This is a genomic window from Sulfitobacter noctilucae (assembly GCF_000622365.1).
GTDB classification, from domain to species: domain Bacteria; phylum Pseudomonadota; class Alphaproteobacteria; order Rhodobacterales; family Rhodobacteraceae; genus Sulfitobacter; species Sulfitobacter noctilucae.
In genome coordinates this window covers 1-25,536 of record NZ_JASC01000014.1, presented here as the reverse complement: position 1 = coordinate 25,536, position 25,536 = coordinate 1, and the positions used below count along the sequence as shown (strand labels likewise).

At 59.8% G+C, this 25,536-nt stretch carries 20 protein-coding genes, 1 tRNA gene and 1 pseudogene; 17 read left to right on the top strand and 5 right to left on the bottom strand.

Going from position 1 to position 25,536, the window contains the following annotated elements:
- Positions 1 to 138 precede the first annotated feature (138 nt).
- From xdhA to Z945_RS0110210, 12 genes are all read left to right on the top strand, one after another.
- Positions 139 to 1,530: a xanthine dehydrogenase small subunit gene (gene xdhA, locus Z945_RS0110265; protein ID WP_025052017.1), complete on the top strand. Its 1,392-nt coding sequence runs from the start codon at positions 139 to 141 to the stop codon at positions 1,528 to 1,530.
- Positions 1,527 to 3,914 (top strand): xanthine dehydrogenase molybdopterin binding subunit, encoded by a 2,388-nt coding sequence (xdhB, locus tag Z945_RS0110260; protein ID WP_025052016.1) that lies wholly within the window; start codon positions 1,527 to 1,529, stop codon positions 3,912 to 3,914. Before xdhA ends, xdhB begins: the two co-directional genes overlap by 4 nt.
- Positions 3,911 to 4,675 carry a xanthine dehydrogenase accessory protein XdhC gene (xdhC, locus tag Z945_RS0110255; protein ID WP_025052015.1) on the top strand — a complete coding sequence of 255 codons (765 nt, stop codon included), beginning with the start codon at positions 3,911 to 3,913 and terminating at the stop codon, positions 4,673 to 4,675. The genes xdhB and xdhC overlap by 4 nt, the downstream gene beginning before the upstream one ends.
- Complete coding sequence (locus tag Z945_RS0110250; RefSeq protein WP_025052014.1) at positions 4,672 to 6,192, top strand: ABC transporter ATP-binding protein; 1,521 nt, start codon at positions 4,672 to 4,674, stop codon at positions 6,190 to 6,192. Before xdhC ends, Z945_RS0110250 begins: the two co-directional genes overlap by 4 nt.
- Positions 6,193 to 6,240: 48 nt before the next feature.
- Positions 6,241 to 7,323 carry an ABC transporter permease gene (locus tag Z945_RS0110245; RefSeq protein ID WP_025052013.1) on the top strand — a complete coding sequence of 361 codons (1,083 nt, stop codon included), beginning with the start codon at positions 6,241 to 6,243 and terminating at the stop codon, positions 7,321 to 7,323.
- Positions 7,323 to 8,243, top strand: coding sequence for an ABC transporter permease (locus Z945_RS0110240; protein ID WP_025052012.1), 921 nt, complete (start codon positions 7,323 to 7,325; stop codon positions 8,241 to 8,243). The genes Z945_RS0110245 and Z945_RS0110240 overlap by 1 nt, the downstream gene beginning before the upstream one ends.
- A 40-nt stretch (positions 8,244 to 8,283) precedes the next feature.
- Positions 8,284 to 9,363 carry a BMP family ABC transporter substrate-binding protein gene (locus tag Z945_RS0110235; RefSeq protein ID WP_025052011.1) on the top strand — a complete coding sequence of 360 codons (1,080 nt, stop codon included), beginning with the start codon at positions 8,284 to 8,286 and terminating at the stop codon, positions 9,361 to 9,363.
- A 259-nt stretch (positions 9,364 to 9,622) separates the two neighbouring features.
- On the top strand, positions 9,623 to 10,234 hold the full coding sequence (locus Z945_RS0110230; RefSeq protein WP_025052010.1) for a glutathione S-transferase family protein: 612 nt from the start codon (positions 9,623 to 9,625) through the stop codon (positions 10,232 to 10,234).
- Between the two features lie 3 nt (positions 10,235 to 10,237).
- Positions 10,238 to 11,176, top strand: a complete 939-nt coding sequence (locus tag Z945_RS0110225; RefSeq protein WP_025052009.1) for an aldo/keto reductase — start codon at positions 10,238 to 10,240, stop codon at positions 11,174 to 11,176.
- Positions 11,173 to 12,252, top strand: coding sequence for an NAD(P)/FAD-dependent oxidoreductase (locus Z945_RS0110220; protein ID WP_025052008.1), 1,080 nt, complete (start codon positions 11,173 to 11,175; stop codon positions 12,250 to 12,252). Before Z945_RS0110225 ends, Z945_RS0110220 begins: the two co-directional genes overlap by 4 nt.
- Positions 12,249 to 12,905, top strand: a complete 657-nt coding sequence (locus Z945_RS0110215) for a DUF938 domain-containing protein (RefSeq protein WP_025052007.1) — start codon at positions 12,249 to 12,251, stop codon at positions 12,903 to 12,905. The genes Z945_RS0110220 and Z945_RS0110215 overlap by 4 nt, the downstream gene beginning before the upstream one ends.
- Complete coding sequence (locus tag Z945_RS0110210) at positions 12,902 to 13,693, top strand: glycoside hydrolase family 25 protein (RefSeq protein WP_025052006.1); 792 nt, start codon at positions 12,902 to 12,904, stop codon at positions 13,691 to 13,693. The genes Z945_RS0110215 and Z945_RS0110210 overlap by 4 nt, the downstream gene beginning before the upstream one ends.
- 18 nt (positions 13,694 to 13,711) lie before the next feature.
- On the opposite strand, the gene Z945_RS0110205 is transcribed toward Z945_RS0110210, so the two are convergent.
- The 5 genes from Z945_RS0110205 to Z945_RS0110185 form a co-directional block, all read right to left on the bottom strand.
- Positions 13,712 to 16,207: a GcvT family protein gene (locus Z945_RS0110205; RefSeq protein ID WP_025052005.1), complete on the bottom strand. Its 2,496-nt coding sequence runs from the start codon at positions 16,205 to 16,207 to the stop codon at positions 13,712 to 13,714.
- A 242-nt stretch (positions 16,208 to 16,449) separates the two neighbouring features.
- Entirely contained in the window at positions 16,450 to 16,872 is a 423-nt protein-coding gene (locus Z945_RS0110200) for a hypothetical protein (RefSeq protein ID WP_025052004.1), read from the bottom strand.
- 121 nt (positions 16,873 to 16,993) lie between these two features.
- The gene (locus Z945_RS0110195) at positions 16,994 to 18,412 is read right to left on the bottom strand and encodes an FAD-binding oxidoreductase (RefSeq protein WP_025052003.1); all 1,419 of its coding nucleotides are present in this window, start codon (positions 18,410 to 18,412) and stop codon (positions 16,994 to 16,996) included.
- Positions 18,413 to 18,424: 12 nt separating this feature from the next.
- Complete coding sequence (gene ggt, locus Z945_RS0110190) at positions 18,425 to 20,200, bottom strand: gamma-glutamyltransferase (protein WP_025052002.1); 1,776 nt, start codon at positions 20,198 to 20,200, stop codon at positions 18,425 to 18,427.
- Between the two features lie 117 nt (positions 20,201 to 20,317).
- Positions 20,318 to 21,304, bottom strand: coding sequence for a 2-hydroxyacid dehydrogenase (locus Z945_RS0110185; protein ID WP_025052001.1), 987 nt, complete (start codon positions 21,302 to 21,304; stop codon positions 20,318 to 20,320).
- 181 nt (positions 21,305 to 21,485) lie between these two features.
- On the opposite strand from Z945_RS0110185, the gene Z945_RS0110180 reads away from it, so the two are divergent.
- The 5 genes and pseudogenes from Z945_RS0110180 to Z945_RS20870 form a co-directional block, all read left to right on the top strand.
- Positions 21,486 to 21,932: an SH3 domain-containing protein gene (locus Z945_RS0110180; protein WP_241434537.1), complete on the top strand. Its 447-nt coding sequence runs from the start codon at positions 21,486 to 21,488 to the stop codon at positions 21,930 to 21,932.
- Between the two features lie 128 nt (positions 21,933 to 22,060).
- Positions 22,061 to 23,053, top strand: a complete 993-nt coding sequence (locus Z945_RS0110175; RefSeq protein ID WP_025051999.1) for an NADPH:quinone reductase — start codon at positions 22,061 to 22,063, stop codon at positions 23,051 to 23,053.
- A gap of 75 nt (positions 23,054 to 23,128) precedes the next feature.
- Positions 23,129 to 24,436 carry a mechanosensitive ion channel family protein gene (locus Z945_RS0110170; RefSeq protein ID WP_025051998.1) on the top strand — a complete coding sequence of 436 codons (1,308 nt, stop codon included), beginning with the start codon at positions 23,129 to 23,131 and terminating at the stop codon, positions 24,434 to 24,436.
- Between the two features lie 60 nt (positions 24,437 to 24,496).
- Positions 24,497 to 24,571, top strand: a tRNA-Gln gene (locus Z945_RS0110165).
- 303 nt (positions 24,572 to 24,874) lie between these two features.
- Positions 24,875 to 25,536, top strand: a pseudogene (locus tag Z945_RS20870) (IS3 family transposase); the annotation flags it as partial.

Below are 25,536 nucleotides of genomic sequence, written 5' to 3'. Positions count from 1 at the left end.
TCCATGCCGAAGGGTTTTTTCTTGCAATCCCTGCCGCCCAGCGCATAGCTTACCTGCACCGCCCGGACGCCCGTGTTCTACGTCGCATCGAACGCAATAGTCCTTATGTGGCACTCGTACCGCGACTGGCTCACAGGCATGGACGTCACCTTTGCTCTGAACGGAAGCCCCGTTACCCTTCACGATGTTTCCCCCACCACCACTCTGCTGGATTGGCTACGCGAAGAACGCGGCCTGACCGGCACTAAAGAAGGATGCAACGAAGGCGATTGCGGTGCCTGCACCGTGATGATTACAGACGAAAACAGCAGCCGCTCCTTGAACGGCTGCATCCTGTTTTTGCCGCAAGTGAACGGCAAACAGATCACGACCGTCGAAGGGCTCAGCGCACCGGATGGCAGCCTGCATCCCGCGCAGCAGGCAATGATCGACCACCACGGCAGCCAATGCGGTTTTTGCACCCCGGGTTTTGTCGTCTCGATGGCCACAAGCCATTTAAACGGGGCGACAGATCACGACACGGAACTGGCAGGCAATCTGTGCCGCTGCACCGGCTATGCGCCGATCATCCGCGCCGCAAAGGACACCGCCCGCCAACCCGTGCCCGCGCATCTCCTCTCTTTGGCTAAAAATACCGCAACACCACAGGTGCCTAAGGTGGTCGATCTCCAGTCCGGCACCGTCCAACCCACGACCAAGAATGAACTGGCCGATTGGTACGCCGACCACCCCGATGCAACCTTGATCGCGGGAGCCACTGATGTGGGTCTTTGGGTCACGAAACAGCACCGCACCCTTGGCCCAGTGGCCTTTCTAAACCGCTGCACTGATCTGCGCGGCATTACCGAAACCGCCACGGACTTCCGCATCGGCGCGATGACCACCCTCACAGAAGTCGAACAGATCCTGGCCCCGCATTTTCCCAGCCTTGGCGCGATGCTGCGCCGCTATGGCTCCCTCCAGGTGCGCAACGCCGCGACACTGGGCGGCAATATCGCCAACGGCTCCCCCATCGGCGACAGCCCGCCCGCATTGATCGCCCTTGGCGCGACCCTGCACCTACGCAGGGGGGACAAACGGCGTAGCCTGCCGCTAGAAGAATTTTTCATCGCCTACGGCAAACAAGACCGCGCACCCGGTGAATTTGTCGAGGCGATTACAGTGCCGAAACAAGTGGACACATTGCGATGTTACAAACTTTCCAAGCGGTTCGATCAGGATATCTCGGCGGTCTGCGGCTGCCTTTCGATCACGCGCGAGGATGACACCATCAAGACGGCACGCCTTGCCTTCGGCGGCATGGCTGGCACCCCGAAACGCGCTGGAAAGACCGAGGCTGCGCTAATCGGCCAGCCGTTTAATGAAGCAACGATGCGCGACGCGATGAAGGCGATGATGGAGGACTTTCAACCCCTCACAGATGTCCGTGCGTCTGCCGCCTACCGCATGCAGGCCGCTCAGAATATGCTGCTGCGCTATCTGCATGACGCTCAAGGAACGGCCACAGATCTGCTTGCGGTGATGCCATGAGCGTCGCCAAGCCTCTGCCCCATGACGCGGCCGGCCTGCATGTTACCGGCGCGGCACGTTATACCGACGACATTCCCACACCCACAGGCACACTGCATCTGGCCTTTGGCACCAGCACCCGTGCTGCGGGAAAACTGAAAGCGATGAACCTTGAAAAGGTGAAGAGCGCGCCCGGCGTGATCGCGGTGCTTACCGCCGCAGACCTCGCATATGACTGTGATGTCTCCCCTTCGGCCCATGACGAGCCGCTCCTGGCACAAGACAGTGTCCACTACGCAGGACAGCCGCTCTTTCTGGTCATCGCCAAGTCCCATCTCGCCGCCCGTTTCGCCGCCACCCGAGGCAGCGCCGAGATCGAAAAAGCGCCCCCCCTCCTGTCCATTGAAGACGCACTCGCCGCGAACAGCCGTTTTGAAGATGGCCCGCGCATCTACCAAAAGGGCGATGCGCAATCGGCTCTCGGCAAAGCTGAAAACACTCTGACGGGCTGCATCACCATGGGCGGGCAGGAACACTTCTATCTCGAAGGCCAGGCTGCTCTGGTGTTGCCGCAAGAAGGCGGCGACATGGTCGTGCACTCCTCAACCCAGCACCCCACGGAAATACAACACAAAGTCGCCCACGCCATCGGCGAACCGATGCACGCGGTCCGGGTGGAAACCCGGCGTATGGGCGGCGGCTTTGGCGGTAAGGAAAGCCAGGGCAACGCGCTGGCAGTGGCCTGTGCCGTCGCGGCTGCGCTGACCGGCAAGCCTTGTAAAATGCGCTATGACCGCGACGCTGACATGATCATCACCGGTAAGCGGCACGACTTCCGCATCGACTACACTGCAGGTTTTGACAGCACAGGGCGGATCACCGGGCTGGACGTGACCCATTACACCCGCTGCGGCTGGTCGCAGGATCTAAGCCTGCCGGTGGCCGACCGGGCGATGCTGCACAGCGACAACGCCTATCAACTGGACAATATCCGCATCACCTCGCACCGGTTGCGCACAAATATGGCCTCTGCCACCGCGTTTCGTGGCTTTGGCGGACCTCAAGGGATGCTGGGGATCGAACGCATCATGGATCATATCGCGGCTTATCTTGGGCTTGACCCACTGGTGGTGCGGCGTGTCAATTTTTATGCCGACCGTATTGAAGACGCGCCCGCCGTGCCGGAAACCACACAACCCCTGCCCGATGTTGCACAGGACAGCACGACACGCGGCGCGCAGCAGTCGCAGAATGCGAACATTCCGGAGATGCCATCGGACATCCAGACCACGCCCTATCACCAGCCCGTCACCGATTGCATCATCAACGCCCTCACCGACAGACTGGCCTCGGATGCCGCATACCAGACACGCCGCGACGCGATTGCAAAATGGAACGCGGACAACCCCATCCTCAAACGCGGGATCGCACTCACCCCGGTCAAGTTCGGCATCTCTTTCACGCTGACCCATCTCAACCAGGCGGGGGCGCTGGTGCATGTCTATCAGGACGGCTCGATCCAACTGAACCATGGCGGGACAGAAATGGGCCAAGGGCTGTTCCAGAAAGTTGCGCAGGTTGCTGCCGACCGCTTTGGCGTGCCGCTGGACGCGGTCAAGATCACCGCGACAGACACCGCAAAAGTCCCCAATACCTCGGCCACTGCCGCTTCCTCCGGCACCGATCTGAATGGCATGGCCGTCCGCGCGGCGTGCGATACGATCCGCGAACGCATCACCGAACACTTGTCCGAACGCTATCAGACTCAGGACATTACTTTTGCCGATGGCTTGGTCACCATCGGCTCAGATACCATAACCTTCGCTCAGGCCGCCGCCGCAGCCTATGAAGCGCGTATCTCGCTTTCGGCCACCGGATTTTACAAGACACCAGACATTGAGTGGGACCGCATCGCTGGCAAGGGCCGCCCCTTTTTCTACTTTGCCTATGGGGCTGCCTGCACCGAGGTGGTGATCGACACGCTGACGGGGGAAAATCGTATCCTGCGCACGGATATCTTGCATGACGCGGGCGCGTCGCTGAATCCCGCGATCGACATCGGCCAGATCGAAGGCGGGTTTGTGCAGGGCGCGGGATGGCTTACGACCGAAGAGTTGGTCTGGGACAATGACGGCGTCCTGAAAACCCATGCGCCTTCGACCTATAAAATCCCCGCCTGTTCGGACCGACCGGATATTTTCAACGTGACGCTTTGGGATCAGCCCAATCCGGCACAGACCATCTACCGATCCAAAGCGGTGGGAGAGCCGCCCTTCATGCTGGGTATTTCCGCCTTTGCCGCCCTGTCGGATGCGGTGGCGGCCTGCGGTCCGGCCTACGGCGACTTGCAAGCGCCCGCCACGCCCGAAGCCGTTCTTGCCGCCGTGGAAAGGACCAGAGGATGAGCGCAATCTGGATCGAGATAACAGGCACCCGTGGCTCTGCCCCCCGCGACACGGGCACGGCGATGAAGGTGACGGCAGGCAGCACCGAAGGGACCATCGGGGGCGGCGCACTGGAATATGCAGCCATCGCCACCGCCCGCACCATGCTGGAAAAGGGCGAAACAGCGCGTACCGAAACACTGCCACTTGGTCCAAACCTCGGCCAATGTTGTGGTGGCGTCGTGTCCCTGCGCTATACCGATGCGCCACGAGACACCGACCCGAGTACAACACCCGTTTGGCAGCCAAAAATCGAACCACAGGTCCGCACGCCACTTTGGCTGTGGGGTGCCGGACATGTGGGCCGCGCAGTGGTCCGTACGGCCCCGCCGGAGGTCTTCGACATACACTGGATCGACAGCGCCGCAGATCGGTTTCCTGCCCACGTGGACGATTATGTCACCTGCACGCCTGCCACAGATATGACCCGCCTTGCCCGTCACGCCGCACCCGGCGCGCACCACCTGATTTTCACCTACTCGCATGATATCGACCTTGCCCTCTGCGCCGCCTTGCTAAAACGCGATGCCACCAGCATCGGATTGATTGGTTCGGCCACCAAAGCCGCACGGTTTCGCAAGCGACTGACAGAATCGGGGCTTGACCCCGCGGCCATCACCTGCCCCATTGGCGACAAATCGCTGGGCAAAAGACCCGACCAGATCGCCAAAGGCACGGTTAATGCCCTTCTGGCGCAGATAGAACGCAAGGCCGCTGCATGACCGATACACCTCTGCTTGACCTGTCGGGCCTGACCAAAGCCTACCCCGGTGTGATCGCCAATGAAGACGTCTCCCTGCGCATTGCGCCGGGCGAAGTGCACGCGCTGCTGGGCGAGAACGGCGCGGGCAAATCGACCTTGGTCAAGATGATCTACGGGTTGGTCAAACCCGACGCAGGCCAAATGCAGATGTTCGGCGCCCCCTTCGCCCCAAGTGAGCCGCGTGCCGCACGGGCCGCTGGCGTAGGCATGGTGTTTCAGCACTTCTCGCTGTTCGAGGCGCTGACCGTTGCAGAGAATATCGCACTGGGGATGGAAAATGCACCAAAGCTCAGCGCCCTGAGCCAGCGAATCCGAGACGTTTCCGACACTTACGGCCTGCCGCTTGCCCCTGACCGCACTGTCGGTGACCTCTCAGCCGGAGAACGTCAGCGGGTCGAGATCATCCGTTGTCTGCTGCAGGACCCGAAGCTCTTGATCATGGACGAACCCACCAGCGTGCTGACCCCGCAGGAGGTTGAAATCCTGTTCAAAACCCTGCGCAAGCTCAGTGCCGAGGGAACTGCGATCCTTTATATCTCGCACAAACTGGAGGAAATCCGCACCCTGTGTGACAGCGCAACAATCCTGCGGCTGGGCAAGGTGGTGGGTCATTGTGTCCCGCGCGAGACTTCCGCCCGGGACATGGCAGAAATGATGGTCGGCAAGCTGCTGCAAACGCCCACGCGGGCGGGCAAGACGCCGGGTGATGTGGTGTTATCGCTTCAAAGCCTGTCTGCCAAATCGCCCAGCGCCTTTGGGATGCCTCTGCGCGACATCTCGGTCGATGTGCGCGGCGGGGAAGTGCTGGGCATTGGTGGTGTCGCAGGTAACGGGCAGGATGAACTGCTGGCCGCCTTGTCAGGCGAGACGCTTAGTGCGCCCGGCATGATCAGCTTTCGAGGCCGTGACATTGGTCTTTTGGGTCCGACGCCCCGCCGCGCGATGGGTATCCTTTCCGCCCCCGAGGAACGGCTTGGCCATGCCGCCGCCCCTGATATGTCATTGACCGAAAATGCAATGCTGACCGCGGCGATGCGCGAAAAGCTGGACACAGGCGGGATGCTGAATTGGAACAAGGCACGGGGGTTTGCACAAAAGGTCATCGACGCTTTTGATGTGCGCACACCAGGGCCAGGCAATGCAGCGCGGTCTTTGTCCGGGGGTAATTTGCAGAAATTTGTGATCGGCCGCGAAGTCTTGCAACGCCCCGATCTGTTTGTGGTCAATCAGCCCACATGGGGTGTCGATGCCTCGGCCGCTGCCGCGATCCGGCAGGCTTTGCTGGATCTCGCAGAGGGTGGTGCCGCGATCATCGTGATCTCGCAGGATCTGGACGAACTGATGGAAATCTCCGACAGGTTTGCGGCGCTGAACGAGGGGCGGCTGTCAGACCCACGCCCTGCGGAGGGGCTGACGGTTGAGGAGATTGGCCTGATGATGGGCGGCGCACATGGTATGGAGGTGGCCCATGTCTGAACCGTGGCATTCAAACTCTAAGAACAAGATAACGCGGGAAGCAGGCGCATGATCAGGCTCGAAAAACGTCCCCAGCCCAGCCGCGCCTTTTCTCTGGCCACGCCGGTACTGGCGGTTTTGGCGACCATGTTTTTCGGCGGGCTGCTGTTTGCGGCATTGGGGAAAGACCCGTTCATCGCCATCAAGACGATCTTCTGGGATCCGCTCTTTGGCGAGTTCGCGTTTTTCTACCGACCCCAATTGTTGATCAAAGGCGCACCTTTGGTGTTGATCGCTATCGGCCTGTCCCTTGGCTTCAAAGCAGGCATCTGGAACATCGGCGCTGAAGGGCAATACATCATGGGCGCGTTGTTTGGCGCTGGCATGGGCCTTGCGTTTTATCCGGCGGAGGGGTTCTACATCTTTCCGTTGATGGTGCTTGCCGGTGCGTTCGGAGGGTGGATCTGGGCGATGATCCCGGCGCTGTTGAAAGTCAGGTTTGGCACCAACGAGATCCTTGTTTCCTTGATGCTGGTCTACGTGGCGGAACAATTTCTGGCTTCCATGTCATTGGGTTTGCTGAAAAACCCAGAAGGCTTTGGCTTTCCCGGATCGCGCAACCTGCAGCAGTATGCGCCGGCGCACAACGCCGATCTGATCGCAGGCACCGGCATGCATTGGGGTGTCGTTGCGGCGATGATTGCGGTGATCTTTGCCTATGTTCTGTTGACCAAACACCGGCTTGGCTTTGCCATCCGCGTCACCGGAGAAGCCCCCCGCGCCGCACGGTTTTCTGGTGTGAACCCGACGCGGCTGGTATTGTTCTGCCTTGGCACATCGGGGTTGCTGGCCGGTCTTGCGGGCATGTTCGAAATTTCTGGCCCCGCCGGGCAGGTGACGATTGATTTCAATGTCGGCTATGGCTTCACGGCGATCATCGTTGCTTTTCTGGGTCGGTTGCATCCAATTGGCATCCTGCTGGCAGGGCTGCTGATGGCGCTGACCTATATTGGCGGTGACATCGCGCAATCCAAGCTGGGCTTGCCTGCCGCCGCGATTCAGGTGTTCCAGGGGATGCTTCTGTTCTTCCTGCTGGCGCTGGATGTGCTGACAAATTACCGGCTGCGCATGGGCCGGACAGAGGTGGCGTAATGGATCTTTCAGCGATCAATCCGATCCTCTTTGTCGCAGGCTTTCTGGTCGCGGCGACCCCTCTGATCTTTGCCGCGCTTGGCGAGCTTGTCGTCGAGAAATCCGGCACGCTCAATCTTGGCGTTGAAGGGATGATGATCACCGGGGCGATCTGCGGGTTTGCCACGGCGGTCGAGACGGGATCTCCCCTGCTGGGCTTTGCAGCCGCAGCAGTGGGCGGCGCGTTGCTCAGCCTGCTCTTTGCCTTCCTCACGCAAATCGCGCTTGCCAATCAGGTGGCCTCGGGCCTTGCGCTTACACTCTTTGGTCTTGGGCTTTCTGCGCTTCTGGGCCAGTCCTATGTCGGGATCAAACCACCGCGGCTGCCGGATATCAACTTCGGTCCGCTTGCAGATATTCCCGTCATCGGCCCGATCCTGTTTACGCATGATATCATCCTTTATCTCGGCGTTGCTCTGGTCGCCGGTGTTTGGGCCACGCTCAAGTTTACGCGTGCCGGTCTGATCTTGCGGGCGGTCGGCGAAAGCCATGATGCGGCCCATGCGCTGGGCTATAAGGTTGTCCGCATTCGTACGTTGGCGATCATGTTCGGCGGTGCTTGTGCGGGGTTGGGCGGTGCCTACATCAGCCTCATCCGCGTGCCACAATGGACCGAAGGAATGACCGCCGGTGTTGGTTGGATCGCTCTCGCGTTGGTTGTTTTTGCCAGCTGGAAGCCCTGGCGGCTGTTGTTGGGTGCCTATCTTTTTGGCGGAATCACACAGTTGCAGCTAAATCTACAGGGAGCGGGCGTTGCCATTCCTGTCGAATATCTGGCAATGTCGCCCTATCTGATCACGATCATCGTTCTGGTTATCCTGAGCCGTGACAAGTCTGCTGCTCCGGCCTGTTTGGGTCGGACATTCCACGCCTCGTCCTAGAGGCCAACTGCCCGACAAGGGTAATAAAATGGGGATATACATGAAACTCACCACACTTCTGGCCAGTGCCGCCGTTGCACTTGGTCTGGCCACCACGGGCTATGCCGATGGCCACGAGAAAACCAAAGTCGGCTTTGTCTATGTCGGCCCTATCGGTGACGGGGGCTGGACCTACGAGCACGACAAAGGCCGTTTGGCTGTTGAAGCGGAATACGGCGACAAGGTCGAAACCGTATTCGTCGAATCTGTAGCCGAAGGACCCGACTCCGAGCGCGTGATGACGCAGATGGCGCTTGATGGTGCCGATGTGATCTTTACCACGTCGTTCGGCTATATGGACCCGACGATCAATGTGGCGGCCAAGTTTCCCGATGTGAAGTTCGAGCATGCGACCGGCTACAAGCGGGCGGACAACGTATCGACCTACTCCGCACGCTTCTATGAAGGCCGCGCCATCCAAGGGCACATCGCGGGCTCGATGACGAAATCCAATATTATCGGCTACATCGGGTCTTACCCAATCCCCGAAGTGATCCGTGGCATCAACTCTGCCTTCATCCATGCCCGCAAGGTGAACCCGGATGTAGAGTTCAAGATCGTCTGGGCCTACACATGGTTCGACCCTGCAAAAGAAGCAGATGCCGCCAAGGTTCTGATCGAACAGGGCGCAGATGTGGTGTTGCAACACACAGATTCCACCGCCCCACAGGCCGCTGCGCAGGAAGCAGGCAACGTTGTGACCTTTGGTCAGGCGTCGGACATGGGCCAGTACGCCCCCTTCCCGCGTGTGTCCTCGATTATCGACGATTGGGCCCCTTATTACATCGCCCGCGTTGGTGCTGTGATGGACGGTACATGGGAAAGCACTGACACATGGGACGGCATCGGCGCTGGCATGGTCGGCATCGGTGAAATCTCGGACGCAGTCCCGGCCGAGGTCAAGGAACAGGCATTGGCGTTAAAAGCATCGCTGGCCGATGGTTCGTACCACGCCTTTACCGGCCCGCTGAAAAAACAGGACGGCAGCGACTTTCTGGCAGAAGGCGAGACAGCCGATGATGGCACGCTCGCTGGCATGAACTTCTATGTCGAAGGCATCGAGGGCGACATTCCGAACTAGGTGCAAGCCTGAGACATTTTCAGGGGGCCAGCCGTCGCGCTGGCCCTTTCGCGTTTAAAGCCGCACTATCCGACATGCCAAAGAGTTCAATCGGTGACCCCGCCTGCGGATCGTGAAGATAGAGTAACTGACCCGGGCCATTCAGGGGTTCCAACCGGGACAGATCAGCGCCGTTTTGCCCGATCGTTACTGATCCTGCCCTTTCCTTTCATTCAACAGGTAATACACTGCGATGGACCCAAATCAGGAACCCATCGCGATGATCAAACTTCACCATCTCAACCGCTCCCGCTCGCACCGTATTTTCTGGCTCCTGGAAGAGATCGGTGAACCTTACGAGGTTGTCTCCTATACACGCGATACCAAGACCAATCTGGCACCGCCGGAATTGTTGGCCGTACATCCGCTGGGCAAATCACCGATGATTGAGATGGACGGCAGACTGATCACCGAAAGCGGCGCGATTACTGAAATCCTGTGCGCGCAATTTGCGCCCCAGATGATCCCGCCAGCGGACAGTGACGCATACATCCGCCATTTGGAACTGATGCATTTCGCTGAAGGCTCGGCCATGATCCCGATTTTGCTGAACCTCTATGTCGGGCGTCTGGGCGATGCCGGCGCGCCGCTGCATCCGCGTATCCAGGAAGAACTGACCAGCCACTTCAGCTATATGAACGGACTTGTCCGCCCTTCGGGGCATTTCGTGCTGGATGATCTGAGTGCGCCCGACATCATGCTGAGCTTCCCTGCCGAAATCGCGGTTGAGCGGATGGGACAGGCCGACGCATTCCCCGCACTTGCGCAGTTTGTGAAACAGATCAAGGCGCGCCCCGCCTATCAGCGCGCGACTGAAAAAGGCAATAACTGACCAATGAAGCAAACACTCACCAGCCCAGATGGGACGCCCGCGAGCCGCTTTGCTTTCGGCACGATGCAGTTTGGCGGCGGCGCCGACGCGGATGCATCCCGCGCCATGTTCGATGCCTGCATCGCGGCGGGGATCAACCATTTCGACACCGCGCATGTCTATACTGATGGGGCGTCCGAAAGGCTGCTTGGTGGATTTGTTCAAGAAAAGCGCGACAGTCTGATCATTGCGACCAAGGCCGCCTATTCAGGCGGTGCGGGTCGGGTGAATATCGTGAACTCCGCCGAAACCTCGCGGCAGCGGATGGGAATTGATACGCTTGATGTGCTCTACCTGCACCGCTTTGACCCTGACACACCGCTGCAAGAAAGCTTTGCCACTTTTGCCGATCTCAAGGCGCAGGGCCATATCCGCCAAATCGGCCTGTCAAATTTTGCCGCGTGGCAGGTCGCCAATGCCGCACATATCGCGGCGCAGTTTGATTTGTCGGTCGCGGTGATCCAGCCGATGTACAACCTCGTCAAACGCCAGGCAGAGGTTGAGATCTTGCCGATGGCTGATGCGATGAACATCCATGTGGCCCCCTATTCGCCATTGGGCGGTGGCCTGCTGACCGGGAAATACAGCGATGGTGGCTCTGGCCGGTTGACCGAGAATGACCGCTACGCCGCGCGATACGGCGTCGATACGATGCATCACACGGCAGAGGGTTTGGTGCATCTTGCTGCCGCAGAGGGCGTGCATCCCGCGACCCTTGCCGTGGCTTGGGCCGCAGCACATCCAACTGGCCCCAGCCCGATCATTTCAGCACGGTCGCTTGCGCAGTTGCAGCCTTCGCTGGATGCGACGCAATTTACCATCTCGCCCGCGCTTTATGCCCGCATCACGGCGCTCTCGCCCACGCCGCCCCCCGCCACTGATAGATTAGAAGAACAAGCATGAGCGACATCGTTATCATCGGTGGCGGCATCGCAGGGTTGTCTGCCGCAGCGCGGCTTTCCGCTGATGCGCGGGTCACCGTATTGGAACAGGAAGACGCCACCGGCTATCACGCCTCCGGCCGATCAGCCGCCCTGTTCGAGGAGCAATATGGCCTGCCCAGTACAATCGCCCTGAACACCGCCAGCAAGGATTACCACTTCGAGGCACACGGCGGCTATCTAAGCCCCCGCGGCCTGATGATCCTTGGCGGCCCTGATGAGCAGGATGTGTTCACGGCAGACGCCCAGAAAATGGGTGTCGATGTCATCTTGCCAGCTGAGGCTATCGAGATGGTGCCGGTGCTTGATCCAGAAGCTGTTGCCTTTGCGGGATATCACGCTGCGGCCTATGATATTGATACCGACCGGATGATGCAGGATTTCATTCGCGAGATACGTCGCAACCGCGGCGAGGTGATCGCCAAATCACCGGTCATTTCTATCACGCGCTCGGCACGGGGTTGGACCGTCTATACCGAAAAGGAACAATATACCTGCGCCACAGTTGTGAATGCCGCAGGTGCCTGGGCCGATACAATCGCACGCATGGCGGGCATTTCGCCCCTCAATATCGTCCCGCACCGCCGCTCTATGGCGCGGATACCGGCACCGAGCGGTGATGACGTATCGAATTGGCCGATGTTCTTTGGTGTAGGCGAGACGTGGTATGCGAAACCGGACGCGGGCGCCTTGCTTGTCTCGCCTGCCGATGAAGACCCGGTCGAGCCGCATGACGCTTACGCGGACGACATGGTGCTGGCCGAAGGCATCGCCCGCTATGAGGCAATGGTTACCAAACCTGTCACCCGGCTGCTCGCCTCTTGGGCGGGGTTGCGCAGCTTTGCGCCCGACCGCGCCCTGGTTCTGGGGCCGGACCCAATCGAGAACAGTTTTGTCTGGTGCGCAGGTCAAGGTGGCTATGGCTTTCAGACAGCACCCGCCGCGTCGCAACTCGTGGCAGATCTGATCATGGGCCGGACACCCGCGCTGCCGTCTTTCGCCGTTGAAGCGCTGACACCCGACAGGTTCACCACATGACCGGCAAGCTGCCGCCCAGCGCCAGTGTGGCAGAACCCCGCGAAGGGGGTAAACTCTTTGCGCCCGCTGCCGCGCGCAATGCGCAGGCCATTGCAGAATTTCTGCGCGATCATGCACCTGCTTCTGGCAAGGCGCTGGAGATTGCCAGCGGCACGGGCCAGCATATCACGCATTTCGCGTCTTCCTTGCCGGGCTTGGTGTGGCAGCCGACTGATATCGAACCCGCGCGCTTGCGCAGCATCGACGCGCATGTGGCCGAGGCTGGCGTCAGAAATGTCGCCCCAGCCGCGCTGCTGGATGCGGCTCAAAAAGGTTGGGCTGCTAAGCATGGTGAGCATGACCTCGTGCTGGTGGTCAACCTTCTGCACCTCATCCCGACACGCAGCGTTGTCGCGCTTCTTGATGAAGCGGCGCAGGCTGTCGCCCCCGGCGGCTGTCTTGTGATCTATGGTCCATTTAAACGCGATGGCGTCCTGACCAGCGCGGGGGACGTCAGATTCGATAGCGAATTGCGCAGCGCCGACCCCGAAATCGGGTACAAAGACACGGCCGAGATGCGCAGCTGGCTGGATGCAGCCGGACTTATCGTCGATGTACCGGCTGAAATGCCCGCCAATAATCTGATCTTCTTTGCCAGAAAGCCCCAGCCATGATCCTGCGTCCCCTGATCGCCAGCCTCGCCCTCGTCTTGCTTGCCGCCTGTGGTGGCGGAGACACAGGCAAACCACCTGCCGCGCCCGGCGTTCTGTTTGCACCGAATTTTCGCGATGCGGACCCGGTGGATTTCTCGCGCCCCACACCGCGCAGTTTCCCGGTACACGGCATTGATGCTGCACGGTTTCAGAAAAATGTACACTTCGGCATCGCGCGGGCCAATGGCGCGAACTTTGCCTTTCTGAAAGCGACCGAGGGCGGCGATCTGCTGGACCCTAGCTTTAAAGAGCATTGGCGCAATGCAGGCAGTGCGGGCATGTGGCGCGGGGCGTATCACTTCTACTATTTCTGCACCCCGCCTGAAGTGCAGGCCCAGTGGTTCATCCGCAATGTCCCGCGCACGGCCGGTGCCTTGCCGCCCGTGCTGGACATGGAGTGGAACCCGTTCTCCCCCACCTGCGCCACCGTCCGCCCGCCTGCTGCTGAAGTACAGCGGCAGATGCGCGTCTGGCTGAAAATCGTCGAGGCGCATTATGGCCAGCGCCCAATCATTTATACCACGCCGCGTTTTTATGCAGAGAACAACCTGCGCAGTTTTACCGGATACGACTATTGGCTACGCACCACGGCCAAGACCCCGCGCGAGGCCTATCCCGGCCAGCGCTGGACCTTTTGGCAATACAGCGCCACGGGCCGCGTGCCCGGTATGGAAGGGGACGTGGACCTGAACGCCTTCAACGGCACACGGGCCGATTGGGAAGCCTGGGTGGCACGGCGGGCGCGGTAAAGCCCCCCAGCGAATCCCTTACCCGTCTATGCGGATCGTTGTATTCTTGGGGTCATAGGGGCTGTCTTCGACAATCTCGGCATCCCAAAGCTGGTCGAACATCTTAACCTTCAGCTTGTTGCCAACAACCGCATGGTCGGGTTTCACATAGCCCATGCCGATGGATTTACCGAAGGCCACGGAATAGCCGCCTGACGTGAGACGTCCGGTCCGTTCGTCGCCCAGGTACAGCACTTCGCGGCCCCAGGGGTCAGCATCGTCCGGCCCGTCGATCAGAACGGTCACGCATTTCGCGTTAATGCCGTGATCGGCCATCGCCTGTTTGCCGTGGAATTCCTTGTTCAGATCGACAAAGCGCGGCAGATCAGCCTCGAGCGGCGTGGCATCACGGCCCAGTTCCGTACCGAAGGCGCGGTATGACTTCTCCTGCCGTAACCAGTTTTGTGCACGGGCACCTACCAGCTTCATGCCGTGTGGCTCGCCCGCCTTTTCAAGCTGATCAAACAGGTAGTTCTGCATTTCGATGGGGTGATGCAATTCCCAGCCCAATTCGCCGGTATAGGCCACGCGTATGGCGCGCACGGGGCACATGCCCAGCTCGATGTCGCGCATGGTCAGCCACGGAAAGCGTTTGTTGGACAGGACGGTTTCGGGGTCCGCATCCGTCACGATCTCTTTCAAGACATCGCGGGATTTGGGGCCTGCGATAGCAAAGACGCCCCATTGTGTGGTGACGTCATGGCATTCGATATAGCCGAATTCAGGTGCCTTGTCCTCAATCGCCTTGCGCAGGTAATCGCTGTCATAGGCGGTCCAACCGCCTGCACTCACAAGATAATATTCATGCTCTGCCAGCCGCACGATGGTGTATTCCGTGCGCGTCGTGCCTGCGCCCGTCAGCGCATAGGTCAGGTTGATGCGGCCCACTGATGGCAGTTTGTTGCAGGTGAACCAATCGAGGAATTGCGTCGCGCCCGGCCCTTTGACCAGATGTTTGGTAAAGGCGGTCGCATCGATCAGGCCGACGCCCTCGCGGATCGCTTTGGCCTCCTCCACCGCGTATTGCCACCAGCCACCGCGCCGAAAGCTGCGACTGTCGTGGTCGGAGAACCCTTCAGGCGCAAAATAGTTGGGCCGTTCCCAGCCGTTGACCCAGCCGAACTGCGCACCACGGGCGGCTTGGCGGTCGTAAGCAGGCGATGTGCGCAGCGGCCGGCAGGCGGGGCGTTCTTCATCCGGGTGGTGCAGGATGTAGACGTGCTCGTAGGCTTCCTCGTTCTTGCGGGCCGCGAATTCGGTCGTCATCCAGTCGCCGTAACGTTTGGGGTCGAGCGAGGCCATGTCGATCTCGGCCTCTCCCTTCACCATGAGTTGCGCGAGATAATACCCCGTGCCGCCCGCTGCCGTGATGCCGAACGAAAACCCTTCAGCCAGCCACATATTGCGCAGACCGGGTGCGGGACCGACCAGCGGGTTGCCATCGGGGGTATAGCAGATCGGGCCGTTGAAATCGTCCTTAAGGCCCGAGTCTTCGCAAGACGGAATGCGATGGATCATCGCTTCGTACTGGCTCTCGATCCGCTCAAGATCGAGCTGGAACAGATCGGCGCGGAAACTGTCGGGCACGCCGTATTCAAACCGTGCTGGCGCGTCCTTTTCATAGACGCCCAGGATCCAGCCACCGCGTTCCTCTCGCACATAGGATTGCGCATCAGCGTCGCGGATGACGGGATGTTCGACATTGCCCTGACCTTTACGAAATTCGACCAGAGCGGGATCTTGATCCATCACAATGAACTGGTGCTCAACCGGGATCGCGGGCATCTTGATACCCAGCATCTTGGCGGTGCGCTGCGCGTGGTTGCCTGATGCCGTGACCACATGTTCAGCAGTAATTACGATTTGCTCTTCGGACGGCACAAGGTTGCCGCCCTTTTCCACCATCTTGGTCGCGGTGACCTCCCATGCCTCGCCGTTCCAGTGAAAGGCATCGGCCTGCCATTTGCGCTCGATCATCACGCCACGCTGGCGCGCACCCTTGGCCATCGCCATGGTGACATCGGCGGGGTTAATATAGCCGTCGGTCTGGTGGTACAGCGCACCCTTGAGATCTTCGGTACGGATCAGCGGCCATTTCGCCTTGATCTCGTCCGGGGTCATGAAGGTGTAGGGCACGCCGCATGTCTCTGCGGTAGAGGCGTAGAGCATGTATTCATCCATACGCTCGTCCGTCTGCGCCATACGCAGGTTGCCGACGACAGCGAAACCGGCGTTCAGGCCTGTCTCTTCCTCAAGCGTTTTGTAAAAGCGGATGGAGTAGTCGTGAATATGCGTTGTAGCATAGCTCATATTGAAATAGGGCAGCAGCCCTGCCGCATGCCATGTGGAGCCCGAGGTCAGCTCGTCCCGCTCCAGCAGCATGACATCATCCCAGCCCGCAGCCGCCAGATGATAGGCAATCGAGGTGCCCACCGCACCGCCACCCACAACCAATGCTTTGACGTTTGTTTTCATCTGCCCGACTCCTTCTGACCGCATGCATCCGTTTTACGGGCAGCAGAGCAAATGCGCAGGCAGCAGCCGACCCAACATATCAAGAAACCGACCTGTGATCACGTGACGCCGCAGGGACGAAGACAGGTTGAGGTGGAAGCGGTCAGAGAACGCTTAGCAGGGGCGAAGTTCTGCCCGTGAGGCAATCGGCAAAATCAGGAACCCCGACTGCCGGACAAGGATCCTACCAGACCCCTGACGCACTACTTCATGACATTGCCCATCTGGTTCTTGGCCGATTGCGTCATGCTTTTCATGATCAGTTCACGGTTTTCATAAATTTCCCACGGGCTCATGTTGGCCAGATCATCCATGCTGATCCCGTTGCGGGCAAACGAGCGGTTGCGATGCTTGATGGTGGCAAGACGGTCTGTCGCCTCGACCTGTTCTTCGGGCGGGTTTTGGTAGTCATGCACCATTTCGCGTGCAACCTGCGGCAGAGCTGCGATGCGCGGCCCCACATCATCGGACATATAAGTCTTGATTCTGCCCGGCAACTCGCTGGCATAGGCGGCTGTATCGAATGTATAATCCGGGTTCTGCACCGACCGTTTGGTGGCGTCATTCACCACAAAGGCCGCGCCCGCCAACAGCATAATACCGATCAACAATATAAATCTGGCCATGTTCAGCCCTCCTGAATCTTGTCCAAGAAGACCTAGAAATTGCGATATTATTGTGGCCGGTTCGCGAAGATTTATGGCTTCCGCGATCCCGAACATTTATCCAAGCAACTAAAGAAGCAGCTCACTCCGGCAAAATCTTGCCCGGATTCATGATGTTGTCAGGGTCCAACGCCTGTTTGATTGCGCCCATCACACTAACGGTGTCGGCCCCCAGTTCTTTGACCAGATAGGGCCGTTTGCCCTGACCGATGCCGTGTTCACCTGTGCAGGTACCATCCATTGAAATCGCCATATCGTTCAGCCAACTGACGAACTCTCTCGCGCGCTCCAGTTCTGCCGCATCCTCCATATCGATCAGCAAAGATGCGTGGAAATTCCCGTCCCCCGCATGGCCAACGATAGGTGCAAATAGATCCAACGCCTCGGCCTTGGCTTGCGCCGTGGTGACCGCTTCGGCCAGCCGTGAGATCGGCACGCAGACATCGGTCGTGACTGCCTTGCACCCCGGCCGCAGGGCCAGCATGGCCCAATAGGCATCGTGCCGCGCCTGCCAAAGTTTGTTGCGTTCTTCAGTCGTGGCGGTGGCCTGAAAACCCGATGCGCCCTCTTCCTCGGCCAAGAGGCCAAAGGTTTCGGCCTGCTCGCGCACTCCGGCTTCGGATCCGTGAAACTCTAGCAGCAACAGCGGTCCTTCTGGCAAATGCAGCCCGGAATAATTGTTCAGCGCCCGCACCACCATGGAATCCAGCAGTTCGATCCGTGCGACTGGCAGACCGTATTGAATGACTGCCATCACGGTTTTCGATGCGGCCTCAACGCTCGGAAAAGAACAGCGTGCCGCAGACATCGCTTCGGGAATGCCCTGCAACCGCAACGTGATCTCGGTGATGATGCCCAGCGTCCCTTCAGACCCAACCAAAAGCCGTGTGAGATCATAGCCTGCCGAAGATTTACGGGCCCGGCTGGCGGTGCGGATCACTTTGCCATCCGCCATCACCGCCTCGACGCTCAGCACGTTGTCTTTCATTGTGCCGTAACGCACCGCATTGGTGCCCGATGCCCGCGTTGCAGTCATCCCCCCAAGCGAGGCATTGGCTCCGGGGTCAATCGGAAAGAACAGCCCCTGATCGCGTAGATGGGTGTTCAGCGCTTCGCGCGTCACACCGGGCTGCACGCGGCAATCCAGATCACCTGCGTTGACCTCCAGCACCTTGTCCATCTGGCTCAGATCAATGGAAATCCCGCCGGCAGGGGCGTTCACATGCCCTTCCAGCGATGTGCCGGTGCCAAAGGCAATTACCGGCACCTTATAGCTGGCACAAACCTTGATGATCTCGCTGACCTCGGCGGTGGATTGGGCAAAGACCACCCCGTCGGGCATCTGGTTGGCGATCCATGTGGTGGTGTGGCCATGCTGTTCCCGGATCGACTGGCCGGTCTGAAACCGCTCGCCAAACTGCTGCTTCAAGACCCCGACAGCGCCCTGAATGCCCTCTTCGTTGCGTGTCAGCGCGCCCTCAAGTGCCCCACCATCCGCCATGTCGTTCTCTCCTCAGTCGCCAAATGCAATGCCTTCGCGGCGCGGATCGGCCCCGCCAAGCAGGTCATCGCCAATTGCAATCATGTGCAGGCCAGACGTCAGCGCCCGCGTGTTCACCTCAAACCCCATGTCGGTCAGCGGCGCGCTCAGTTTTTCCGCGTCTGTGCCTTCTTCCAGGTCATAAGCGCCAAAACGGTTTACCGCATGCGGCACGCTGACCGCCTGCTGCACATCAAGCCCCCAATCAATCACGCCGACAATGGCCTGTGTGACATAGCCGATGATCCGGCTGCCCCCCGGACTGCCCACCGCCATTACCGGCGCGCCATCTTTCATCACAATCGTCGGTGCCATCGAGGACCGGGGTCGCTTGCCGGGCTCCATCCGGTTGGCAATCGGCACACCGTCCTTGTGGCTGCGAAAGGAGAAATCCGTCAACTCGTTGTTCAGCAAGAACCCACCCACCATCAGGCGGCTGCCAAATCCGTTCTCGATGGTCGTGGTCAAGCTGGCAACATTGCCCGCCGCATCCACGATCGAGACATGCGAAGTCGAGGGCAGCTCAATGCTCTCATCATCGGCCCAAAGCCGCGCGTGATCCCAGTCGGGGCTGCCTGGTGCGACCTCTTTCAGCGCAGTTTCCGTGTCCAGCTGCATTGCCTGCCCGGTCATATAGGCCGGATCAAGCAGGCCCGCGACAGGCACGGGCACATAGTCACTGTCCGCCAGATACCGCCCCCGGTCGGCAAAGGCCAAGCGCGCCGCATCGCCCATCAACCGCCGCACCGTGGCATCCTGCGGTCCCGCGCTCAGGTCGTATCCCTCAAGCGCGCCCAAAATCTGCCCGACCGCCACGGCCCCCGATGAAGGCGGCCCCATGCCACAAACCTCGTGATCGCGATAAGGCGCACAGACCGCAGCGCGTTCTTTCACGCGGTAGATCGCCAGATCCATCTCGGCCAAGACACCCGGATTATCGGCCCCCCGAACCGTTGCCACAATATCCTTGCCGATTGAACCGCCATAGAAAACCGCAGCACCATCCGCCGCAAAAGCCCGCAGCGTTTCTGCATAGGCGGGGTTCTTCAAGATATCACCAACGGCAACCGGCTTACCCTCCGGCATGAAATACGCCGCTGTAACGTCGGATGAGACCAGCCGCGCCTGGTCCCCCTCCACCAACCCGGCAAGTCGGGGGGACACCGCAAATCCGGTCTCGGCCAGATCAATCGCGGGTTGCAAAAGCGAAGCCCAGTCGCGATTGCCCCAACGGGCATGCACCTCTGCCATCAATGCAGGAGTGCCGGGCGTCCCAACGGACAATCCGCCGACCACCGCGTCAAAGAACTTCAACGGCGCGCCAGCCTCATCTTGAAACAAGCGTGGTGTCACTGCCAAAGGCGCTGTTTCGCGCCCGTCCAATGTGGTGATCTCACCACTGGCAGCATCGTACCAAACCAGAAACGCACCGCCCCCAAGGCCGGAGCTTTGCGGCTCTACCAGCCCAAGCATCACCTGCACGGCCACCAATGCATCCGCAGCCGTCCCGCCAGTGGCCAAAACCTCGGCCCCCGCCTGCACAGCATGGGGGTTCGCGGCCGCAATCATCCAATTCTGGGCCACTACAGGCGCACCTGCATCCTTCTGGGCAAGCGCTTCGGCAAAGGCAGGCGGCAAATCTACAAACGCGCCCGCGCCAGCGGCTTCGGGCGCGACCGCATCAGCGGCTTGCTGCGCCGCAACGGCGCTGCCCAAAACCACAAACAAGATACTTAAAGTCTTCCACATCACGCGCTCCCTCTTTCTCTTTTTGGCCTTATATCCCGCGGGGTTTGAGACAGAGCCCCAATAAAACAAATCGAATGCGGGCTTGCCCGCTCCTTTATGCAACCGCCCGCGACACTCTCACAACATCGACGGGACAACCTGATCCGGTGGCCGGTGCCCGTCATCAAAGGTCTTGATGTTGATGATGACTTTCTCGCCCATCTCCAACCGGCCCTCAAGCGTTGCCGACCCCATATGCGGCAGCAGCACCACGTTATCGAGCTCGCGCAAACGCGGGTTGATCTGCGTGCCGTGTTCATAAACATCCAGACCCGCGCCTTTGATCTCTCCGGCCCGCAGCATCCGCGTCAGGGCGTTTTCATCGATCACCTCTCCGCGTGAGGTATTTACGATCACCGCATCGGGCTTCATCAGTTTCAGCCGTCGTGCATTCATCAGATGGAACGTTGACGGCGTATGTGGGCAGTTCACAGAAATCACATCCATCCGCGCGACCATCTGGTCCAGGCTCTCCCAATAGGTGGCCTCCAGGCTCTCTTCGATCTCCGCATGCAGCTTGCGGCGGTTGTGGTAATGCACCTGCATGCCAAAGGCCGCCGCGCGCCGCGCCACCGCCTGGCCGATCCGGCCCATGCCGAGGATCCCAAGACGCCGCCCGCTGACACGTCCTCCCAAAAGAGCGGTCGGCGACCAGCCGGGCCACTTCCCCTTTTGCATTAGGGCCATGCCTTCCGGCATCCGCCGTGTCACGCTCAGGATCAGGGCCATTGTCATATCCGCGGTGTCATCAGTCAGAACACCCGGCGTGTTGCTTACCAGAATGCCCCGCTGCCGCGCCGTAGCCACATCAATGTGATCCACGCCCGCGCCGTAGTTGGCAATCAGCTTCAATTGGTCGCCTGCCTGCCCGATCATGGCGGCGTCGATCTCGTCGGTCACGGTGGGCACCAGCACATCCGCAGCCTTCATCGCCTCACTCAACTCGGACCGGGTCATCGGCACATCATCAAGCCGCAGCTTCACATCAAAGAGTTCCGACAGGCGCGTCTCAACCGCGTCGGGTAACCGTCGCGTCACTACAACACTCAACCGTTTCTTTGACATTCTCTTCCTCCCGGGACTTGGCCTTAACGTACCTTGGGCGCATGGTGTCCCATGCAAGCGCGAGGCACAAGAACCCGCACGGCAAAAGAGCAAACAAATCATAGTGCAGGCAGCACCCATGTTGAAACATACCGTCAAAGGCACCCTTGGTGCGTTGCTTATCCTCGTGCAGTGTCTGGCCATGCCAGCCGCTGCGGGCGAAACCGGGCCGGTCACCAATCTGCCTTTGCCGCGGTTTGTGTCGATGAAGGCATCCGAGGGCAACGTGCGCCGCGGCCCGTCGCTGTCACACCGCATCGACTGGGTTTTTCAACGCCGTGACATGCCGCTGCGCATCACCGCTGAACACGGCCATTGGCGCCGAGTCGAAGACCGTGACGGCATGGGCGGCTGGGTACATTATTCGTTGCTCTCCGGCACCCGTACCGTGCTGGTCGAACGCGACATGCTGGCGCTCCATGCCCGACCTGATCCCGCAGCACCCGTGTCCGCTGCCCTCGAACTCGGTGTCGTGGCACGCCTTGGGGAATGCGATCTGGAATGGTGCGAATTGCGCTCGGGTGGGTACAAGGGCTGGGCCCCCAAATCCCGCCTATGGGGTGTCGGCGCGACAGAGGTGCTGGACTGATCCCATAAGCGTCACCGCCTGTCTATTGCGCAAGCTGTGGCACCCGAATCTCTGCCCCCGCCTTGCAATTGCGCCGCCTGTCCCGATGCGTCAGGGTGAACGCACCGCTCTTTGCAAAGGACAGCGACATGCATGCGATCACCTATTCTAAACTCGGCCCCGCCCTGGATGTCCTGACAGCACAGGATTTATCTGATGCCGCGCCCGCTACAGGTGAAGTCCGCGCCGCACTTGCCTTCTCCGGCGTGAACCCTTCGGATGTGAAATCCCGCATGGGCCGACCCGGCATGACCCGCCCTGCCTTCGATACGATCATCCCGCATAGTGACGGCGCTGGTGTCATCGAAGCGGTGGGCGACGGCGTCGATCCTACGCGCGTGGGTCAGCGGGTCTGGATCTGGAACGGCCAGTGGCAGCGCCCTTTTGGCACTGCGGCCAGCCATATCACCCTACCTGCCGACATGGCCGTCCCGCTGCCCGATGACGTAAGCTTCGAAACGGGCGCGATCCTTGGCATTCCGGGGCTTACGGCCGCAGAGGCCGTATTGGGCGGCGGTGACATCGAAGGCCAAAGCGTCCTTATTCAAGGAGGCGCAGGCACTGTCGGCTTGCTTGCGGTGCAGCTTGCCAAATGGGCTGGCGCATTTGTCGTTGCGACCTGTAGCCCGCGCGATATGGATCGTGTGAAAGAGGCCGGTGCCGATGTGGTTCTGGATTATGCGGCCCCCGATCTGGCCGCACGTGCGGTGCAAGCCAATGACGGGGCGCTCTTTCCCACAGTGGTCGAAGTCGAACTCGGTCTCAATATCGCATGCGACGCAGAGACCATCGCCCCGAACGGACGCCTGGCCGTCTACGGATCTGCCAAAAGCATGGAACCCAAGATGCCATTCCTGCCCCTGCTGTTTAAAGCTGTGACAATTGACATCATCCTGATTTATCTGCTGCAAAAATCGGCCCGTGATGCACGGATCGCGCAGCTGCATTCTGCACTTGGCGCGGGTGCGTTGAACTGTCCTGTCGAACGTATCTATCCCCTGAGCGAGACTATTGCCGCACACGAAGCGGTCGAAGCAGGCGGACGCAGCGGCGCAATCCTTATCGATTGTACGTCGACCTGATGCCATAGGGGCTGGGTGATTGCATCACCACTCAGCCCCCCTTACCGTGGTGTGAAATATTTCACGGAATTTCCCATGCGCATCATTATACTTCTGATATTTCTAATTTCTCCCATCGCCAGTCTCGCCCAGAGCGATGATCAGCCAACCGGCACAATTGCTGTCGCCGACGACGCACAGTCCGATGCTGCAATGGCGATGCGCATCCGCGATATTTTGGGTGCGCTGGACGGCTATGGGGATATCTCTGTGGTTGTGTCCTCGGGTATTGTCACTCTGCGCGGGACAACACTGGACACCGATGCAGCCCAACGATTGAACACGATTGTCGGCCGGATCGAAGGCGTGGTGGCGATCAGGAACGAAGTGCTGGAATCAACCGATGTGGTCGAACGGCTGAACCCCGCGCTGGAACGGTTTCGCGATCGTGCGGCACAGACCATCGCCTTTCTGCCGCTGGCCCTTGTGGCCCTGACGGTCTTCTTGCTGATCGTTCTCTTCGGCTTCTGGCTCGCCCGGCGGCGCCAGCCCTGGGAGCGTCTGTCACCCAATGCCTTTATCGCCGACATCTACCGCCAGATCACCCGCCTGCTGTTCATCATCGGCGGTCTGGTTGTCGCGCTTGATATCGTCAATGCCACCGCGCTGCTGTCCGGTATTCTGGGGGCGGCCGGTATTGTCGGCCTCGCCATCGGTTTTGCCGTACGCGACACGGTCGAGAATTTCATCGCATCCATCATGCTGTCGATCCGCCAGCCCTTCCGCCCCAACGACACGGTCGAGATCGAGGGCGACACCGGCAAGGTGATCCGCCTGACCAGCCGCGCGACGATCCTGCTGAGCTTTGATGGCAACCACATCCGCATCCCCAATTCGACCGTTTTCAAAAGCCGCATCGTCAACTTTTCGCGCAACGCCGAGCGGCGTTTTACCTTTGCGCTTGGCGTGGCCCCCGATGCCGATCTGGATCGTGCCCGCATGATGGCGCTGGAAACGCTGCACGGATTGTCTTTCGTGCTGGAAAACCCCGAGGCTTCGGTCTGGGTGGAAACCGTGGGCGACAGCTGGGTCACACTAACAATGGCCGCGTGGATCAACCAGAACGACACAAATATCGTGCTCGCCCGGTCCGAAGCCATTCGCCTTACCCAGGCCGCTTTTGACAACGCCGGTATCGCCGCACCGTACCCGACATACCGGATCACCGGCCAGACAACTGCGCCCGATGACGCCGAGCCCCATACCCCCGCCAAAGCCGCCACACCTGCCCCCGTGCAAGACGTCATGGCGACGGCAGATAAGGAGTTGGAGAAATTTGTGGCACAAGAAAGGGCAGAACTAGCCCGCGAAGATCTGCTGAAAGCGAACGCCGCAGAAGAATAGCAAATTTTCGCATTTCGGGTCTTGCCTAACCCGCCCCATCCCCTTAATAGCGCGGTGTGTTGGGGTGTGGCCTAGTGGTAGGGCAACTGTTTTTGGTACAGGAGATCGTAGGTTCGAATCCTACCACCCCAGCCACCAGTCTCAGAGCCAGTCTACTAAGCGCTTAAGGCGCCCCCAGCGACGGGAATGCCCCGGTTTAGTGCCCCGGCTCCAACACCACCTATGCGGGTGCTGAGGGTGTGCATTAACGACCTTTGAGCTGAGTAAGTGCCCATGGCCACACTCTAGAGAGCTCTCCAATCCACACCGTTTGCCCTCCGATCACGCTCATCATTCAGATTATCCCGCCGATCACCGATGGTCAGGTGGCGCGGTTTGAGGTGCCCCTAGATTTGTAGACGGTTTGCCTGGTAATTTTGGAACCAAGGAGAGACGGATATGAACAAGGGAATACGGTTTACGGACGAGTTCAAACAGGACGCTGTGGCACAGGTTGTTGAGCGTGGATATGCGGTCAGCGAAGTTGCTGAGCGCCTAGGGATCAGCACCAAATCGCTGTACACTTGGAAGGCACAATTTGCGAAGTCGCCCCGTGTCCGATCTGAAGTTGCAGAACAGGCTGCTGAGATAAAAAAAGGCTGAAGCGCGAACTGGCGCGAGTGACCGAGGAACGTACCATTCTAAAAAAGGCGACCGCGTACTTCGCGCGAGAATCTCAGTGAGGTACGCGTTTATCGAGGCTCACCGCGCAGAGTTTTCTGTGCGGTCCATGTGCCGCGTGCTGATGGTTCATTTCAGCGGGTTCTATGCATGGCTTAAAGAACCGTTAAGCCAGCGTGCCCTTGAGGATGCACGTCAGACGGTGCTGATCCAGCAGGCACGGGCCGATAGCGGTAAGGTCTATGGATATCGCAAATTGGCGGACGACCTGCGCGATGCTGGCGAGACCTGTTCAGAGAACCGTGTGGCACGTTTGGCCAGCTTGGCAGGCATTGCAGCGCAGATCGGATACAAACGTCGACCTGGGCGATATGGTGGCAAGCCATCGGTTGTCGCGGATAACACGCTGGATCGGCAGTTCGAAGTTGATGCCCCTGACC